The organism is Enterobacter cloacae complex sp. IR5403 (genome assembly GCF_049238705.1).
Taxonomy (GTDB): domain Bacteria; phylum Pseudomonadota; class Gammaproteobacteria; order Enterobacterales; family Enterobacteriaceae; genus Enterobacter; species Enterobacter hormaechei_C.
Genome location: NZ_JBMKHP010000001.1, coordinates 183,979 through 202,656, shown reverse-complemented (window position 1 = coordinate 202,656; position 18,678 = coordinate 183,979). Strand labels below are relative to the sequence as shown.

13 protein-coding genes are annotated in these 18,678 nt (G+C 53.6%); 6 read left to right on the top strand and 7 right to left on the bottom strand.

Going from position 1 to position 18,678, the window contains the following annotated elements:
• Nucleotides 1-96: 96 nt before the first annotated feature.
• Complete coding sequence (locus ACOTW6_RS01070) at nucleotides 97-1,434, bottom strand: TolC family outer membrane protein (RefSeq protein WP_213788743.1); 1,338 nt, start codon at nucleotides 1,432-1,434, stop codon at nucleotides 97-99.
• 731 nt (nucleotides 1,435-2,165) lie between these two features.
• Between ACOTW6_RS01070 and ACOTW6_RS01065 the strand changes: the two genes are divergently transcribed.
• Together ACOTW6_RS01065 and ACOTW6_RS01060 are read left to right on the top strand one after the other, a co-directional pair.
• Nucleotides 2,166-2,909, top strand: coding sequence for a DeoR/GlpR family DNA-binding transcription regulator (locus tag ACOTW6_RS01065; RefSeq protein ID WP_213788742.1), 744 nt, complete (start codon nucleotides 2,166-2,168; stop codon nucleotides 2,907-2,909).
• A gap of 13 nt (nucleotides 2,910-2,922) precedes the next feature.
• Nucleotides 2,923-3,990 (top strand): oxidoreductase, encoded by a 1,068-nt coding sequence (locus tag ACOTW6_RS01060; RefSeq protein ID WP_213788741.1) that lies wholly within the window; start codon nucleotides 2,923-2,925, stop codon nucleotides 3,988-3,990.
• A gap of 42 nt (nucleotides 3,991-4,032) precedes the next feature.
• Here ACOTW6_RS01060 and cybB read toward each other — a convergent pair whose 3' ends face one another.
• From cybB to ACOTW6_RS01045, 3 genes are all read right to left on the bottom strand, one after another.
• On the bottom strand, nucleotides 4,033-4,563 hold the full coding sequence (gene cybB / locus ACOTW6_RS01055) for a cytochrome b561 (protein ID WP_015570570.1): 531 nt from the start codon (nucleotides 4,561-4,563) through the stop codon (nucleotides 4,033-4,035).
• Between the two features lie 87 nt (nucleotides 4,564-4,650).
• On the bottom strand, nucleotides 4,651-6,090 hold the full coding sequence (gene aldA / locus ACOTW6_RS01050) for an aldehyde dehydrogenase (RefSeq protein ID WP_047050872.1): 1,440 nt from the start codon (nucleotides 6,088-6,090) through the stop codon (nucleotides 4,651-4,653).
• Nucleotides 6,091-6,288: 198 nt separating this feature from the next.
• Entirely contained in the window at nucleotides 6,289-7,083 is a 795-nt protein-coding gene (locus ACOTW6_RS01045; protein WP_062932679.1) for a YdcF family protein, read from the bottom strand.
• Between the two features lie 215 nt (nucleotides 7,084-7,298).
• Between ACOTW6_RS01045 and ACOTW6_RS01040 the strand changes: the two genes are divergently transcribed.
• From ACOTW6_RS01040 to ACOTW6_RS01030, 3 genes are read left to right on the top strand one after another with little or no spacing between them, the layout of a single operon-like run.
• Nucleotides 7,299-8,951 (top strand): MFS transporter, encoded by a 1,653-nt coding sequence (locus tag ACOTW6_RS01040; protein WP_062932678.1) that lies wholly within the window; start codon nucleotides 7,299-7,301, stop codon nucleotides 8,949-8,951.
• A gap of 22 nt (nucleotides 8,952-8,973) precedes the next feature.
• Nucleotides 8,974-10,056, top strand: a complete 1,083-nt coding sequence (locus ACOTW6_RS01035; RefSeq protein ID WP_121478985.1) for an HlyD family secretion protein — start codon at nucleotides 8,974-8,976, stop codon at nucleotides 10,054-10,056.
• Nucleotides 10,053-11,447, top strand: coding sequence for an efflux transporter outer membrane subunit (locus ACOTW6_RS01030; RefSeq protein WP_062932677.1), 1,395 nt, complete (start codon nucleotides 10,053-10,055; stop codon nucleotides 11,445-11,447). The genes ACOTW6_RS01035 and ACOTW6_RS01030 overlap by 4 nt, the downstream gene beginning before the upstream one ends.
• Nucleotides 11,448-11,479: 32 nt before the next feature.
• On the opposite strand, the gene ACOTW6_RS01025 is transcribed toward ACOTW6_RS01030, so the two are convergent.
• From ACOTW6_RS01025 to hrpA, 3 genes are all read right to left on the bottom strand, one after another.
• On the bottom strand, nucleotides 11,480-12,445 hold the full coding sequence (locus ACOTW6_RS01025) for a hypothetical protein (RefSeq protein WP_062932676.1): 966 nt from the start codon (nucleotides 12,443-12,445) through the stop codon (nucleotides 11,480-11,482).
• A gap of 1 nt (nucleotide 12,446) precedes the next feature.
• The gene (locus ACOTW6_RS01020) at nucleotides 12,447-13,811 is read right to left on the bottom strand and encodes an AAA family ATPase (protein ID WP_421766219.1); all 1,365 of its coding nucleotides are present in this window, start codon (nucleotides 13,809-13,811) and stop codon (nucleotides 12,447-12,449) included.
• A 69-nt stretch (nucleotides 13,812-13,880) separates the two neighbouring features.
• A complete protein-coding gene (hrpA, locus tag ACOTW6_RS01015) occupies nucleotides 13,881-17,780 on the bottom strand; it encodes an ATP-dependent RNA helicase HrpA (RefSeq protein WP_062932674.1) in 3,900 nt (1,299 codons plus the stop codon).
• Nucleotides 17,781-17,983: 203 nt separating this feature from the next.
• Between hrpA and azoR the strand changes: the two genes are divergently transcribed.
• Complete coding sequence (azoR, locus tag ACOTW6_RS01010) at nucleotides 17,984-18,589, top strand: FMN-dependent NADH-azoreductase (RefSeq protein WP_045622270.1); 606 nt, start codon at nucleotides 17,984-17,986, stop codon at nucleotides 18,587-18,589.
• Nucleotides 18,590-18,678: the final 89 nt, after the last annotated feature.

The window sequence follows — 18,678 nt, the reverse complement described above, 5'->3', positions numbered from 1 at the left end:
TTCCTGTGGATATGTCCACCAGAGGGATGTAGCTATCCTTGGGAAAAATCACCCATTATTGTCTGACTTATTTCGCGCAGAAAGGCGCGCCTTTTTTTAACTTAAATCAGGTAATTTCGCGGCAGCGTTTTTCTCTATTCCGATAAGCGGCATGAGATTATCCACCGCGGAGGCGTAATTAATCGCCGCACTCCAGCCATCGTATTCAGCCATTATTTTCGCTGAGGTGGCAGACCAGACATCCTGCTCCATGCTGAGCAGATCGTTAATGCTGCGCTTGCTCAGGGTATATTCATTTTTGTAGACATCACGGGCGCGCAACGCATTTTCCAGCTGACGCTTCCCGGCTTCCATTCGTCCACGCGCCCCGGTCCAGTCGGCCTGTGCGACGGAGGCTTTTTGCAGGACATCAAAACGGGCCTGATCGACCTGGGACGATGCCATTGCCCTTGCGCCCTCGGCCTGACGGACGCGCGCCGAGACCGCGCCGCCCTGATAAAGCGGTGCGTCTATATTGAGCTGGATCTGATCATCCCAGTACGCGCGATTATCAGACTCATAGCGGGTGCGGCCCCCTTTCAGGCTTAAGGTAGGCCAGTGCTGAGACTTCGCGGTTTCTACGCCGTACTGGGCTGAACGCTCCATGTTCTGCGCGGCCATCACCGTTGGGATCAGTGAATAATCAATCCGATTGAGAGAGTCCGGCTCCACGGCCAGACCTCCCGGAACCGGTGAATAGCGTTCAGCCTGTATGCCAGTTAATACCGCCAGCCGCGCGCGGGCGCTGTTCAGGGACGCATTGTACTGCTCTACCGTCGCCTGCATCCCGGCGATACGGGTGCGGGTCTGAAGCTCATCAGAGGTGGAGCTTACGCCAGCATCGGCGCGGAGTTTTGCCAGCTGCTCAACGTTTTTAAGCGCCTGCACATTCTCTTTTGCCGCCTGCAACAGATCGCTGTAGCGTTTTACTTCCACATAGCTGAGGGCCGTTTTTTCCGCCACGGCAGACATCGTGCTCATCAGCTGGTAGCGATAGCTGTCACGCTGAGCTGAAGACTGGCTGATGCTGTTATTGGTCTTGCCAAAATCGTACACCAGCTGCGTCAGGCTCAGGCCCCAGGCTGCGGAATTTCGCAACGATCCGCTCGAATCGGTGGTCTGGCTGTGACCCGTACTCCCGTTCAGGGCTATTTGTGGCATCCAGCCACTGCGCGCTTCGTCTATTTGCGCCTGGCCGATCCCCAGCTGTGCCGCCTGCTGGCTCACGGAGGGGTCACGATCGAGAGCAAAAAGAATACTTTCTTTCATCGTCATTGCCGCAACGGGAGATATCCCCGTCTGGCCGCTATTTGCATTAGCCGCGGTCACCACCAACGAAATTAAGGTCAGGGTTGCAGATATTCTGATTAACCTGTTATTGCATTTCATCTTCATAATATCCCCCGACTCCAGGTGATAGCCAAATAAATACCCAGGAAGAGGTACAAATAATTCGCCAAAAATCCCTTACTCCTTCTCGATTAATTCGGGTAATAGTTCCCCAAACCCATTTCAATTGAGATGAGAGCCGTTCAATCTATTTTTCTTTTAAGAATTTACTTAAATATTTATTGATTCGCAGCATAACAAAATGTGATATGAGCAACCATACCCGCGATGTTAATGTGGTGTTACAAATAAGAAAAAAGATGGGTTTTCCGGACAAAGCGTTATAAAAGGCCTTTCAGATGAAACAAATAAACCCCCTGTAATATAAAGAAAATTCTAAAATGTCCTGGTGTACATTTTTGCGTTAATTTCACCCCGAATCAGACACAAAGATTTTCAAAGAAATGTCAATTTAAGTAATCCAGCGAATAAAATTGGATTATTTTACTTTAAAAATAAAAACTAATAGATATATGCACTAATTTATAATTACAAATTAGCTAAACATTCTGGTTAGGGCTAATAATCTGGCAACTTAAGCCAAATTTCTAAGCAAAACATAGCGATAACAACATCCCTAAAAGATACATACATGTTTTTGATGACTGATTAATGCAATATCAATAATCACACCATCAAACTGTTTTTGGATAACATCCCGCACCTGTCCCGATTCCCTTTCCTGCAAAATGCTGTAAACTGCGAAGTATTGCGACATTTTGCAGGATACTGCGCCCATGCATAAAACCGCCAGACAGAAATATGTACTTGATATCATTACTGAACAAGGCCAGGCCAGCATCACCGAGCTGGCAGAACGATTGCAGGTTTCGGCGGACACCATCCGTCGCGATCTGACCGACCTGGAAAAACAGGGGCTGGCGCAAAAAAACCATGGCGGCGCCATCGCGCTGAATCTCTCGACGATGAGCCGAGTAAGCAGGAATACCTTGCTGCCTGAAATCAAGCAGCGGCTGGGTAAACAGGTAGCGCAATGCGTTCCTGCGGGCTCGACGCTTTTTCTGGACGCCGGAAGCACACTGCTGGCCGTTGCCTCTTTCCTTCAGGGGCCGCTGACCATCATCACCCCTTCTCTTGATATCGCCCAACAGCTGAGCGATCGGGAAGGTATCGACCTGATCCTGCTCGGTGGAAAGTGGGATCAGAAACAGCGCCTGTTTGCCGGAAGCGCCACCCTTTCCCTGCTCTCTCGCTACCGGGCGGATATTGCCATTCTTGGCGCATGCGCCATCCATGCCGAACTCGGATTGAGCGCCAGTCAGGAGGCGGATGCCGAGGTAAAGCGTGCCATGCTGGCCGCAAGCCAGGCGCACTGGGTAGTCGCCGACCATCTGAAACTCAACCAGTGCGAACCGTATCTGGTGTCTGGGTTAACCGAGATTCATCAACTGTTTTTAGATCGTCCCTGGGCAGAGCTCGGGGACCCTGGCGCCTTGCAGGTTACCGTTTGCGCGCATTAACGTGGAGAAGGTCATGAATAAAGTGAAGACAATGAATATTGCGCTGATCGGGTATGGGTTTGTAGGTAAGACGTTCCATGCCCCGCTAATCCAGTCCGTCGACGGCCTGAAGCTGGCGGTGGTCTCATCCCGGGATGAAGAGAAAGTGAAACGCGACCTGCCGGACGTCCTCGTTGTCGCCACGCCGGAAGAGGCCATTCAGCACCCGGATATCGACCTGGTGGTTATCGCCTCCCCTAACGCGACCCATGCGCCGCTGGCCACCCTGGCGCTCAATGCCGGCAAGCATGTGGTAGTGGATAAGCCGTTTACGCTGGATATGCAGGAAGCGATAGATCTGATTGCGCTGGCGCAAGAAAAACAGCGCCTGCTCTCGGTCTTCCATAACCGCCGCTGGGATAGCGATTTTCTCGGCATTAAGCAGGTGATTGAGCAAGGCCGTATCGGCAAGGTGAAACATTTTGAATCGCATATCGATCGTTTCCGCCCGGAGGTTCGTGTGCGCTGGAGAGAGCAAAACGTGCCCGGCAGCGGACTGTGGTTCGACTTAGGCCCGCACATGATTGACCAGACGCTACAGCTTTTTGGTCTGCCGCAGTCGGTACAGGGCAACATCGCCACCCTGCGTGACGGCGCGGAGATTAACGACTGGGCGCACGTGGTGCTGAACTATCCGGAACACAAAGTGGTCCTCCATTGCAGCATGCTGGTGGCGGGTGGCGTTGCCCGCTTTACCGTCCACGGTGACAAGGCCAGCGTGGTGAAAGCGCGCATCGATCAGCAGGAAGCCCAGCTGCTGGCAGGCGTCATTCCGGGTAGCGAAAGCTGGGGTGAAGATAGCGACGCTATGGTGCTGTTTAATGCCCAGGGTGAAGCCAGCGCTATCCCTGCGCCAAAAGGCGATCAGCGACAATACTATATAAACGTGCGCGATGCCCTGAATGGCAAGATTGACAACCCGGTCCCTCCGGTGGAGGCCCTGGCGGTGATGGCGGTGCTGGAAGCGGCGGTAAAATCGTCGGAAACGGGTACAACTCAGAAACTGGACTTAACGGCGCTGGAGCGCGCGCAACTGCAATAAGCCGCAAAAAAAATGCCCTGCGGGTTCGCAGGGCATTATCGGTTACTGACGCTTTTTCGGCATCATGCGCAGCAGCGTGTTGTCCTTCCAGAAGTAGTGATGCATCAGCGCGGCAAAGGCGTGCAAACCAATCACGAAATACCCCAGATTCGCCAGCGTCACGTGCCACTCCTTTAGCGTATCCACCAGGTCAAAATTCCCCTCCGCCGCATGCGGCATCGTCAGGCCAAACGCAAACCAGTCATTTCCCCGGTTATACATCATCACCATGCCGATAAGCGGCAGCGCAATGAACAGCAGGTAGATAACCAGATGCCCGAGATGGGACAGCCCGGTGATCATCGCTTTTGGTTTCGGTTGAATGGGCGGAGCCGGGAATTTAAGGCGGATAAGCAGGCGCGCCACCATCAGCACCAGGATGCTGATCCCGCAGGAAACGTGGATCATATTAATAAGCGGACGATCGGTTCGCGGGAACCACCCTCTGAACTCCATGGCGCAATAGGCCATAATGACTAACAGAAAAACCAGCCAGTGGATGCTGATTTGCAGCCCCGTATATTTTGTGCGCATGTTGTTTCCCGATAAATAACCATTATCGCGCCAACATAACCACCTTTTCGGAAAATGTGAACCCCCTCGCATGGAGGGGGCGCCTGATCACGACTGCAAATAGACCACCTGCGTCTGCAAATACTCATTCAGACCGTGTTTACCATCCGCCCCGCCGATACCGGATTTCCGCCAGCCCGCATGGAAGCCCTGCATCGCTTCAAAGTTTTCACGGTTAATGTAGGTCTCGCCGAACTTAAGCCCCTTAATGGCTTTCATCGCGACGTTCAGGTCCTGCGTATAAACAGACGAGGTTAAACCATAGTCGCTGTCGTTGGCCATTTTCAGCGCCTCTTCCAGGGTGTCGAAAGCCACCACCGGCAGCACCGGGCCAAAGGTCTCTTCGTGCATGATGGCCATATCCTGACGCACGTCCAGTAGCAGCGTTGGGGGATAAAAATACCCTTTACCTTCTGCCGCTTTACCGCCAAGGACCACTTTAGCCCCCTCCTGCACCGCGCGGGCCACCTTCTGCTCCACGCGCTCCAGCGCGGCGGCGTTGATCAGCGGCCCCATGGCAATATCCGTTCGCTCAGCCGGATTGCCAAACTGGACGGCTTTCATTGCCTCGCCCAGACGATTCACAAAGCGGTCGTAGATCCCCTTCTGGACATAGACACGTTCCGCGCAGTTACACACCTGTCCGGTATTGATGACGCGTGAATCTACAATGGCCTTCACGGCCAGCTCGAGGTCGGCATCGTCCATCACGATGGCCGGGGCTTTACCGCCCAGCTCCAGCCCCACTTTGGTGATGTTTTTCGCCGCCGCAGCCATGATCTTCTCGCCCGCCCCGACGCTGCCGGTCATGCTGACCATCGCCACTTTCGGGTTCCCGGCCAGCTCCTGTCCGACGGTTTCACCCCGTCCCAGCACCAGGTTAAAGACGCCTTTCGGCAGGCCAATCTCATCGACGATTTTGGCAAACGCAATAGCGTTGTTTGGGGTAAATTCGCTCGGTTTGATAACGATGGTGTTGCCGGTGATCAGCGCGGGTGCGAGCTTACGGGCAATCAGGAAGAAGGGAAAGTTCCACGGCAGAATGCCGGTGGTGACGCCAAGGGCGCGCTTAAACACCAGAATATTTTCACCCGGACGGTCGCTCTGAATGATTTCCCCTTCATAGCGGCGCGCCCACTCGGCCATATAGTCGATATAGTCAGCGGTAAAGTTCACTTCCACTTCCGCCAGCTGCTGGATCTTGCCGCCTTCGGCCACAATCAGCGCGCTGATTTCACTGACGCGCTCGCGGATCCCGGCGGAAATTTTGCGTAGCCAGCTGGCGCGTTCAATGGCAGGCAGCGCCTCCCAGCCAGCCTGCGCGCGCTCTGCCGCGTCAATGGCCTTGCGGGCGTCCTCGGCGCTGCCGTCGGGAATACGGGAAATGACCTCTTCCGTGGCCGGATTGATCACGTCAATCCATGCATCACCCTGCCAGGCAACAAACTGTCCATCAATATACATAGGATGTTGTACGGGTACTGTCATAACCTGCTCCTGTAATCACACTGTTTTTAACAAGTAAACTTAATGTTAAAAACTATAATTACCGGGGCAATTGCCTACTCTATGGGTCTGTTTTTGTGAGATATCTCATAAAAGAAACGGGTCAGCCCGTTTCCAAAATCACAAATCGGCAACACAGGATGCCCGTTTGCGTAAAAGATGGCGCAAACGGGCAGAGTATTACAGCAGGGAACGGCTCACCAGCGCGTCGGTGAGAATGACGTCGTTTCGCAAGATCTGCCACGCGGCGTCCACTTCTGCAGGGATATCGACATGGGCAATGAAATCACGTCCCGCCGGACCGTAGCCGTTGATGTCGTCCCTGAGTCGCGGAAATTCACCCAGCACCAGCGACAAGTAGCGCTCTACCGGCCATAACCCCTCGACCGGGCCGCTGAACACCAGACCGTCCTCGCTGTTTTGCAGCACGGGCGTCAGGCCGGGATGACTCACCCATGCGGGCGATGCGGCCTCGTCACGGCATACGCGGGCGAACGTAGCCATTGTGCGACGCTGCATCGTCGGGTCCTGCACCACCAGCACCCGGGCGGCGTTCAGTCCGGCTTGTTTCATCAACGCCCGGCTGAAGCGGGCGTTTTCGCCACAGTTGGTCGACTGATCCTCAACGTGAAGATGCTCGGCCGGAATGTTCCAGAATTCACGGGCGATGTCGGCCAGAATAGCCGCCTCAGCACGCCCGGTGGTGGGTATCCTGTTATAGCGGGGGTGTTTCGCAATCGCGGCGTAGAGGAAGGTCGTCGAGTGACCGATCCCGCCGCTGATGATCAGAGGAACACCCTGTTCAGCCGCGATTTTACAGGCAGCATCAATCGCGGGGATCACCGCGTTACCCGCCAGAATCACCAGATCAACGGGCTGGTTGTCCTGATAGTCGTCCTGAGCAAGCCACGCCCCAACGGTATTCACGGCGTCGAGGGTTATGCCAGGCAGACAGGGGAAAAGTGCCATTGTCATCGTTACCTCCTTACAACATACAGAGCCTTCGATTATCCCCCTTTCTGCGCGTCATGCTATGGCATGAATGCTGAAAAAAGAGGGCCGGAACGTTCTCAAAAAGCACTCACATTTGATTAACATGAGAAAATCGTATTCACTTGAATTATGATTTGCGTCAGCCTTAGAATCATTAGCCCGCTCACAATTCAACTTTTAGAAAGGTAAACCACGCTATGCGCCTGCCCCAACGCGACCCTTATGCTCCTCGCGAGTGGCAGCCACACGAGAAACCCGCCCTGCTGGGTTCCCCTTCCACCCCGGAACATCCGACGTCGAAACGGATCGCCTATGGCGTGGTCGGCCTGCTGGTGTGTCTGACCGGGGCGCTGGGTAACGCGGTCGTCACCGCCAATCTGCAAAATCTGCAAGGCACCTTTGGCGCCTGGTCGACTGAAATCGCCTGGTTGCCTGCCGTCTATGTCATGACCAACGTCTCCATCAACCTGCTGCTGGTAAAGTTTCGCCAGCAGTACGGTTTGCGCGCCTTTACGGAAGGCTTCCTGGTGCTGTATGTGCTGGTCACCTTTTTCCACCTGTTTGTGAACGATCTCAGCTCGGCGCTGATGGTACGGGCGGCACACGGGATGGTCGCCGCCGCGCTGAGTTCGCTCGGCATTTATTACCAGATACAGGCCTGGCCCGCGAAGCACCGGCTGAAGGCGCTGACCATCGGCATAACCGGGTCGTCGCTGGCGATCCCGCTGGCGCGGCTGTTCTCCACCGAGCTGTTACAGCTTGACGAGTGGCGCGGGCTGTACTTCTTCGAGCTGGGTCTGGCCCTGATCTCCCTGGCCTGCGTGATGGTGCTCAAGCTGCCGCCGGGCGATCGGCGTAAAGTCTTCGAGAAGAAAGATTTCATCACCTTCTTTTTGCTTGCGCCCGGCATGGCGCTGCTGTGCGCGGTTCTGTCGTTAGGGCGTCTGGACTGGTGGTTTGAAGCGCCGTGGATCGGCTGGGCGCTGGCTCTCTCGCTGGTGCTGATTGTCTCCGCGATCGTGTTTGAACATAACCGCAGCAACCCGCTACTCAATACCCGTTGGCTCTCCAGCGGCAGCATCGTACGCCTGGGGCTGATTATGCTGCTGATCCGCATCGTACTGGCGGAGCAGAACACGGGCGTCATCGGCTGGCTGCAATATGTGGGCCTACAGAATGAACAGATGACCCATCTGGCGTGGGCTATTTTCGCCGGGATCGTCTGCGGTATCGTCACCAGCTGTCTGACGATTAAGCCCACTAAACTGGCCTGGCCGATTATCACCTCGCTGGCGCTGATGATCGTTGCCTCGCTGCTGGACAGCCAGTCCAACAACCTGACCCGGCCGGATCAGCTTATATTCAGCCAGTTCCTGCTGGGCTTCGGCAGCGCGTTCTTCCTTGCGCCTGCGATGCTGGCCGCCATTGGCGGGGTGATCGCCGATCCGCGCAATCTGGTCAGCTTTTCCGTGATGTTTGGCATGAGTCAGAACCTTGGGGGCCTGCTGGGGTCCGCCATCCTCGGCACCTTCCAGACCTGGCGCGAGAAGTACCATTCCAGCCTGCTGGCTGACCAGCTCACCACCCTTAACCCGCTGGTGAACGAACGCATACAGCTTTACACCCAGATGTACAAAAGCCTGATTGGCGACAGTTCCCTGCTGGGAACTCAGGCCATTACCCAGCTCCAGACGGTGACGGCGCTTGAGGCAAACATTCTGGCTTACAACGATACTTATCTCCTGACGGCGAGCATTGCCACTGCCACGCTGGTCTGGATTTTATGGCGCTTGCTACGCCTGCGCATCACCGCCCGTATGGCCCTTAAGAACGCCACTGGCAACAAGTAATGACTATTTATCAGGAGAAGTTATGAGTCAGCAGGATGCCGCCAAAGAGCAGGCCAACACCCGCAAAAATGTGCGCGTCGTTTCCATTTTCACCGCCGCGGCTATCGGCATTGTCGGGGTACTGGTGATCCTTTATGCCTGGCAGCTGCCCCCGTTTACGCGTCATGCCCAGTTTACCGATAACGCCTACGTGCGCGGCCAGACCACATTCATCAGTCCGCAGGTAAACGGCTACATTACCGAGGTCCATGTTCAGGATTTCGCGCAGGTTAAAAAAGGCGAGCTGCTGTTGCAGATAGATGACCGCATCTATCGCCAGCGCGTCCATCAGGGCGAGGCGCAACTGGCAATGAAAATTGCAGCCCTGAATAACAACCTGCAACAGCGCAAAAGCGCGGAAGCGGTGATTGCCAAAAACGAGGCGGCGCTGAAAAACGCCCGTGCCCAAAGTCTGAAAACCCAGGCGGATTTGAAACGCGTGAAAGAGCTAACCGCGGACGGCTCCCTCTCCATTCGCGAGCGCGATTCGGCGCTGGCCAGTGCCGCCCAGGGGAGCGCTGATATCGACCAGGCGAAAGCAACGCTTGAGATGTCGCGTCAGGATTTACAAACGGTCATCGTCAATCGCGGTTCGCTGGAAGCGGACGTTGAGAATGCGAAAGCCGCGCTGGAGCTGGCGCAGATCGATCTGCAAAACACCCGCATTGTCGCGCCGCGTGACGGTCAGCTCGGGCAGATTGCGGTGCGTCTGGGGGCGTACGTCACCGCCGGGACGCACCTTACCACGCTGGTCCCTCCGCAGCACTGGGTGATCGCCAACATCAAAGAGACGCAGCTGGCGAATTTACGCGTCGGACAGCCGGTGAAATTCACCGTCGATGCCTTAAACGATAAAGCCTATCAGGGGCGCGTGGAGAGCATATCCCCGGCCACAGGGGTCGAGTTCAGCGCTATCACCCCGGATAACGCCACGGGCAACTTTGTTAAAATCGCCCAGCGCATCCCGGTACGCATTGAGGTACTCGGTGAGCCGGAGGCGTACCGGTTGCTGCGTCCTGGCATGTCGGTGCAGGTGACCATCGACACGCGGGAGGCGAAACAATGACGCTTCGCCCGATAGCTGGCCTGCTGATAATGGCTTTCCTGGCGGGATGCCAGTCGGTAGACGTTGAGCCCGCCAAATCGTCCCTGCACATACCGGCCCAGTGGCGCGCGACGTCGGGGCCAGCCAGCCCGACAGAGCAGCTCTGGTGGCGAAATTTTCACGACAGCAATCTGAATCGCTATGTGGATCAGGCGCTGAAGAATAACAGCGACGTGCTGATTGCCCGCGAGCGGATTAACGAGTACCAGGCCCGGGTGTACGCCGCCGACGGCAGCCTGTTCCCGTCGCTTGACGCGGGCGTGACCGGGACGCGCGCGCGTTCGCAGTCCGCCGTCACGGGGCTTCCGGTATACAGTACGTTGTACAAAGGCAGCCTGACCGCCAGCTACGACGTGGATATCTGGGGCGTCAACCGCAGCACCTCCCGTGCCGCTGAAGCGTCGCTGGAGGCACAAAAGGCGGCGGCCGCGGCGGCTGATCTTACCGTCGCATCCTCGGTGGCCTCCGGGTACGTCACCCTGCTGTCGCTGGACGAACAGCTCCGCGTTACCCGGTCCACGTTGAAGTCGCGTGAAGAGGCGTTCAACCTCGCCAAACGACAGTTTGAGACGGGATACAGCTCTCGCCTTGAGCTGATGCAATCGGATTCTGAGCTGCGCGCCACCCGCGCCCAGGTTCCACTGCTTCAGCACCAGATTGCGCAGCAGGAAAATGCGCTTAGCCTGCTGCTGGGCAGCAACCCGGGTGACGTTGCGCGCGGTGAAAGCTTTGATGCCCTGACGCCGCTGAAACTGCCCTCCCAGCTGCCGTCGACGCTACTGAACCGGCGCCCGGATATCGTCCAGGCTGAACGTCAGCTGATTGCGGCGGACGCGACGCTGGCGGCATCGCGCGCCAGCCTGCTGCCGTCGATCAACCTCACGGCCACGGGATCGGTGCAGGATCGCACGCTGTCGGGATTGCTGGATAACCCCCTCCAGCTCTGGAGCGTGGGCGGCAGTATTCTTGCGCCGCTGCTGAACCGTCAGGCGCTGAATGCTCAGGTAGATATCTCCCAGTCCCAGCGGAATCAGGCGCTGTATAGCTACGAAAAAACCGTGCGTAACGCGTTTGCTGAGGTGAATGACAGCCTTGATGCCATCACCCGCTATCAGGAACAGCTTACCGAGCTGCTGGCACAGCAGACGGTCGCGCAGGAGACGCTGCGGATTGCGCAAAACCGCTACCGCAATGGGTACTCTTCTTACCTGGATGTGCTCGATGCGCAGCGCACGCTGTTCTCGGTGCAGACCAGCGTGGTACAGGTGAAAAACAACCTGCTGCTGGCGCAGATTGATTTGTATAAAGCGCTGGGCGGAGGATGGAATTCCCCCCCCCACACAATTATTTAATAAAATCATTAATGAATTTATTTTATTAAAAATCAATAACTCCAAAGTCTCTTTGCCTGAAGATGTTTCAATGCATGGCTAAAATTTGAATCTGGAACCTTTCGATTTATGCTTATATTCGTTGCAACCAATGGGAAATCTCTAAATATTTCCGTACCCTTGTCTATGGTTACTACAAAATTATCAAAACTAATGAAACGTTCATGCGCATGGTCTCTGAATACAGTATCTGGACAAGAACAAATTTTTATTGTTGCTAGGATCTTTTTTACGTTAGGCTTTTCGACAAAACGCCTCATATAATTTACAAGTTCAGTATGCATAACTGAATCGATAACATCTCCAACAGTAAATATCGTAATGCTATATTTTTTATTTTCATCATTTAGTAACGAAACTATCTTTTCAAGAGTGGTTTTCCTTTTGTTAATATCCTCGCAAATATTTACCCCGAAGTAACGATCTATTATAGTAATAACTTTCGAGTGCTTGGCAAGCTTGCTAAATTGGCGTTTCCAAATTAAATCTATATCATCACCTGGGAAGATCCCCTGCTGGGATAAAGTAAAACTATTAGTTACTGAAGGCGATTCTAAAAAACTATCGATCTTGCATAAATCAAACCCATTGGAAATATTGGGGCAGTCATCATTAATACCTAGATTATTAAAGCATTGAGGAACTAAAACCAAATCAACACCAAATTGTTCACACTGTGTTTTCAAGCCTATCAAAGATGGATAATCATTTATCCTTTGGTATCCAGTTATCATGTTGTTAGTAAGGTTCGTACTTAAAGCTGCTAGCCAGCGCTCCCTATATTTTACTGGGACAAATTCTATCCATTCTTTATAATTTTCTAAATATGCTGATGGATATACTAAGCATCCTCTTTCGAACCAAAATTTCAATAATACTGTATTTACTAAATTTGAGCCATTTGATGTAAGATCATCACAACCTAAAAAATCCTCATCGAAATGAAAGTCAACAATCATTTCAACCTCCAAACAAATCATTTAGACGCTCTTCAAAAAAACCCTCAGGCCAGAGCTCAGTAAAGTCCCCCTCATCATCCAATGGTAAATCAATAATTTTAGAACCTTCAGTATCAGATATAACATAATACACTTTCACTAGACTTTTATTTATTCTTTCTTGCCTTATTCTTTTTTGAATCCGAAGCATCAAAGCCTCACTATGAGTTTCAATGATCCACTGGTTGTTATTTTTCTTCGCATTTACAGAATCAATAAAAAGATCGGCAAGATGTGCCTGAAGTTTTGGATGCAAATGTATTTCTGGTTGTTCAACACATATTGTTGTATTTTTTGAAACTACTGCCTCAGTAATAATAGGCATCACTTGACCAATTCCAAAACCAACATCCACAGGTGTAACTATTGTGTTTGTTCTGGTATCTTGCAACGTAAGCGATACAACGTGTCCTGTAGTATAATCACCCAAATTTGAAACATTTATTATATAAGGTATTTCAAAATTACATAACCAATCATTTAGTTTTTCCACTGTCTCAGGGCCAGATTCATAAATCTCACCGCCAAGATTTGTTTCACCTTTAGTTTCTGAGATAGAATCCTTTGCTGTAGAATAAAAACGTTTAGGATGCGTTCTCAGTGGGCCCAGATATTTTACTTTTGAAAACTCATATTTTATTTCTTCACTAATAGACTGCAATGTTTCATTTGGAATATTTGTCATGAACTCGCTTGCAAGCAATAAAGGAAGTGACAGATCTTTTCTTACCTTATATACACCACTTGATAGCGATTCATAGATCCATTTGTTTATATCATCTGTTGCTTCAGCATAAATCCTACTGTTCTTACGTTCAAAATACCCATAGAATGAGTTTATTGTCTTATCGTCAGCATAATAACTCCAGTCAGATGATTTTGTATAACCACTAGCACCCTTAGCTAAGTTTATATATAATTTTGATTGTTTTGAATTTGGAGTCGCAACTGTATATCTGCACTCACTCAAGACATTATCTACTTTTTCAGAAACATTAATACTTTGGAAAACTAGATCCATAGTTCTAATGTCAGAACTTGCAAATATGGGCTTTTCGGAAAATTCATCCTTATATTGTTCAGCAGTTAAACCAATGGAAAATGAAAATGAAAGTCTCATTTTCTTTGATGAGTCATGGCCATTAACTACAGCTAAAAAACCGCCTAAATCAACATTTTTACCGCAAGAAACAAAATTAGCAGTTCCTGAGGCATTAGCTAATGATTGTTTTAAACCAAGAATAGCTTGTATTATGGAGCTTTTCCCAGAAGAATTTTGCCAAAAATCAGTGTTATAGGTGCGAATTCTATCTCTTGCATGGAACAAAAGGATTTAAAATTCTCCAGTTTTAATTTTGAAAGCATAACTTCTCTCCTAATACATATAAAAAAATCATTATTGAATCTGCTCCATCGCCTGCAAGATACGCTTATCCGAAATGGGATACGGCGTTCCCAGCTGCTGAGCGAAGAAGCTGACGCGCAGCTCCTCGATCATCCAGCGGATCTCCCGCACGTCGTCGTCATCGCGACGCGCCGGCGGCAGTTTGTTGAGCCACTGCTGCCACGCCTGCTGCACGTTTTCGACTTTCAGCATCTGCGCACGATCGCGATGCGGATCGACCGCCATTTTCTCCAGACGCTTCTCAATCGCCTGCAAATAACGCAGCGTATCGCCCAGACGCTTAAAGCCGTTGCCGGTGACAAAGCCGCGATACACCAGCCCCGCCATCTGCGCCTTGACGTCCGACAGCCCCAGGGCCATGGTCATATCCACCCGCCCCTTCAGGCGCTTGTTGATATTGAACACGGCGGTAAGGATCTGCTCAACCTGTCTGGCAATCTCCACCACGGTGTCGTTCAGCTCCGCGCGCACCTTTTCATGAAGCTGAGCAAAGCCCTCTTCCGTCCAGACCGGACCGCCCGCCTCGTGGATCAGCTTATCCACACCGCAGGAGATGCAGTCGTCGATCAGATCCAGCACCTTACCGTACGGGTTAAAGTAGAGCCCCAGCTTGGCTTTGTTCGGCAGCTTCTCGTGCAGATACTTAATCGGCGACGGGATGTTAAGCAGAAGCAGTCGACGCAGCCCGCGCCACATCATCTGCTGTTGCTCCTGCTGATTGTCAAAGAGCTTAATCGCCACGCTGTCGCGCTCATCCACCAGCGCGGGCCAGGCTTTCACCTTATAGTTCCCGCGCTTCTGCTCGTAGCTTTCCGGAAGCTGACCAAAGCTCCAGATGTGCAGCCCGCTCTGCTCAATGCCGTCATCGGCCACCGCAGAGAGCGTCTCCTGGACTTTACCTTTCAGCGCCTCTTTCAGCTCCGTCAGAGAACGGCCTTCGAGCAGCTTTTTGTTTTTATCGTCCACCACGCGGAATGTGATTTTCAGGTGATCGGGCACCTGATCCCAGTTCCAGTCGTCGCGGTCGATGGTGGTCCCGGTCATGCGGCGGAACTCACGCTCCAGCGCGTCCAGCAGCGGCAGCTCCAGCGGCGTGACGCGGCCTAAAAACGCTTCGGCGTAGTTCGGCGCCGGCACAAAGTTACGCCGCACCGGTTTAGGCAGGGATTTGATTAATGCTATGACCAGCTCACGGCGCAGGCCGGGAATTTGCCACTCAAACCCGCTCTCTTCCACCTGGTTTAACAGCGGCAGCGGAATGTGTACCGTCACACCATCGGCATCCGCGCCCGGCTCAAACTGATAGGTCAGACGCAGCTTGAGGTTGCCCTGATGCCAGAAGTTCGGGTAATCGAGCTTGCTGACCGACTCCGCGCCCTCTTTGATCAGCATGCTCTTTTCAAAGTTGAGCAGGTCCGGGGTCTCTTTGCTGGCTTTCTTCCACCAGCTGTCGAAATGGCGCGCCGAGATCACATCGTGACTGATGCGCTGATCGTAAAACTCAAACAGCGTCTCGTCGTCCACCAGAATGTCGCGACGGCGAGACTTGTGCTCAAGCTCTTCCACCTCGGCGCGCAGCTTCAGGTTTTCGCGGAAGAAGGCATGACGCGTCTGCCAGTCGCCTTCCACCAGCGCGTGGCGGATAAACAGCTCGCGACTCAACGCCGGATCGATCTGGCTGTAGTTAACCTTCCGCGCACCGACCACCGGCAGGCCATAGACGGTGACTTTTTCCGTCGCCATCACCGCGCCCTGCCCGCGCTCCCAGTGCGGCTCGCTGTATGAGCGTTTCAGCAGGTGCTGCGCCACCGGCTCAACCCACTCCGGATCGATACGCGCGGCAATACGCCCCCACAGACGGCTGGTTTCCACCAGCTCGGCGACCATGGTCCACTTCGGCGGCTTCTTAAACAAACCGGAGCCCGGGAAGATGGAGAAACGCGCGTTGCGTGCGCCGGTATATTCCTGCTTATCCGCATCCTTCATCCCGATATGAGACAGCAGGCCGGTCAACAGGGCGATATGAATTTCGCGGTACTCCGCCGGTTCACTGTTTACCGGGATGCCCAGCTCTTTCACCACCTGGCGCAGCTGGGTGTAGATATCCTGCCACTCGCGTACGCGCAGGTAGTTGAGGAAATCCACCCGGCACTGACGGCGGAACTGGTTCGACGAGAGCGCTTTTTGCTGCTCGCCAAGGTAGTTCCACAGGTTCACAAAGGCGAGGAAATCGGACTCTTTATCGTGGAAGCGACGGTGTTTTTCATCCGACGCCTGCTGCTTGTCCATTGGACGCTCGCGCGGATCCTGAATGGAGAGCGCCGAGGTAATGATCATCGCCTCGCGCACGCAGCCGTGTTTTTGCGCCTCCAGCACCATGCGCGCCAGACGCGGGTCGACCGGCAACTGGCTAAGCTGGCGACCCAATGGCGTTAGCTTGTAGGCCGTCGCCTGTTCGTCGGTGGTGATGGCCCCCAGCTCTTCCAGCAGCCGCACCCCGTCCTGAATATTGCGCTTATCCGGCGCTTCCACAAACGGGAAGGCGGCGATATCGCCCAGCCCCAGCGCGGTCATTTGCAGGATAACGGATGCCAGGTTGGTCCGCAGGATCTCCGGATCGGTAAACTCCGGGCGCGACAGGAAATCGTCTTCCGAATAGAGACGAATACAGATCCCTTCCGACACGCGGCCGCAGCGACCCTTACGCTGATTAGCCGACGCCTGCGAAATCGGCTCAATCGGCAGGCGCTGAACTTTGGTTCGGTAGCTGTAGCGGCTGATGCGCGCCGTACCCGGGTCGATCACGTATTTAATACCCGGTACGGTCAGCGAGGTTTCGGCCACGTTAGTCGCCAGCACGATGCGGCGTCCGCTATGGGGCTGGAACACGCGGTTCTGCTCGCTGTTCGACAGGCGCGCGTACAGCGGCAGGATCTCAGTATGGCGCAGATCGCGTTTGCTGAGCGCATCGGCGGTATCACGGATCTCGCGCTCGCCGCTCATGAAGATCAGAATGTCGCCAGAACTCTCGTTGCCCAGCTCGTCGACGGCATCAAAGATGGCCTGAAGCTGGTCGCGCTCGGTATCGTCCGCCTCTTCCACAATCGGGCGATAGCGCACTTCAACCGGGTAGGTGCGGCCTGAGACTTCAATGATCGGCGCATTGTTGAAATGTTTTGAGAAGCGCTCGGGGTCGATGGTCGCGGAGGTGATGATGATTTTCAGATCCGGACGCCGGGGCAGCAGCTCTTTCAGGTAGCCGAGCAGGAAATCGATGTTCATGCTGCGCTCGTGCGCTTCATCAATGATGATGGTGTCGTACTGCATCAGCAGACGATCCTGCTGGATTTCCGCCAGCAGGATACCGTCGGTCATCAGCTTAACCATGGTGTTATCGCTGACGTGATCGCTGAATCGCACCTTGTAGCCGATGCAGCCGCCCGGCTCCGTTTGCAGCTCTTCCGCAATACGGTTCGCCACGGTGCGCGCCGCCAGACGACGCGGCTGGGTGTGACCGATCAGCCCTTTCACCCCGCGGCCCAGCTCCATGCAGATTTTCGGCAGCTGGGTGGTTTTACCTGAACCGGTTTCCCCCGCGACGATCACCACCTGATGGTCGCGTACGGCCTCAAGAATGTCCTGTTTCTTCTGGCTGACGGGCAGATTTTCCGGATAGGTAATCTCCGGACGTGCGGCTTCACGCAGCACAACTTTCCCTGCCGCCTGTTCAATCTCGTTGGCCATCTCCTGGTAAATGGCCTGTTGTGCATCAGGATTTTTAACCTTCTTCACGCCGTGCAGACGGCGCGCAAACCGCTGTTTATCGCGCAGCATCAGCGAATCAAGCTTTTGCATCAGCATCGGGAAGGTCAATTTTTGGTGTTCTGTCATAGCGTTAACGGGCAGTGCACTGCCGGATAAAATCTCTTTTTAATGATTGCTATAGAGTACCACATCAGCGCTTTTCGCGCCTTATTCAAAAAATTCGAACATAGGCTTCGATATATTGCGCTATCCCTGTGGCAGGATTGTGAATAAAGTGTCAACAAGCAACGGGGCAACCCCCTCAATCAAATACAAAACAGGAATTTCCCATGAGCAAAGTATTAGTGTTGAAATCCAGTATTCTGGCAGGGTATTCACAGTCTGGTCAGCTGTCTGACTATTTCGTTGAACAGTGGCGTGAACAGCACAGCGCGGATGAAATCACCGTGCGTGACCTGGCGGCAAACCCAATTCCTGTTCTGGACGGCGAGCTGGTTGGCGCGCTGCGTCCGAGCGATGCGCCTCTTACCCCACGTCAGCAGGAAGCCCTGGCGCTCTCCGACGAGCTGATTGCTGAGTTGCAGGCGCACGACGTTATCGTGATCAACGCCCCAATGTACAACTTCAACATTCCTACCCAGCTGAAGAACTACTTCGACCTGGTGGCGCGCGCTGGTGTAACCTTCCGTTACACCGAGAACGGCCCGGAAGGTCTGGTGAAAGGTAAACGCGCTATCGTCCTGACCAGCCGCGGCGGTATTCACAAAGATACCCCTACCGACCTGGTCGCACCGTACATGACGCTGTTCCTGGGCTTCATCGGCATTACCGACGTGAACTTTGTGTTCGCTGAAGGTATCGCTTACGGCCCGGAAGTGGCCACCAAAGCGCAGACCGACGCGAAAGCCGCTATCGACAGCCTGGTCGCTGCCTAAGTTTTCCCCCTCTCACCGCCCGGTGGGAGGGTTTTTCTTTTCCCCCGTATTTCGTTATCATCCGCACCCACTCTCCAGCCCGGCGGCCT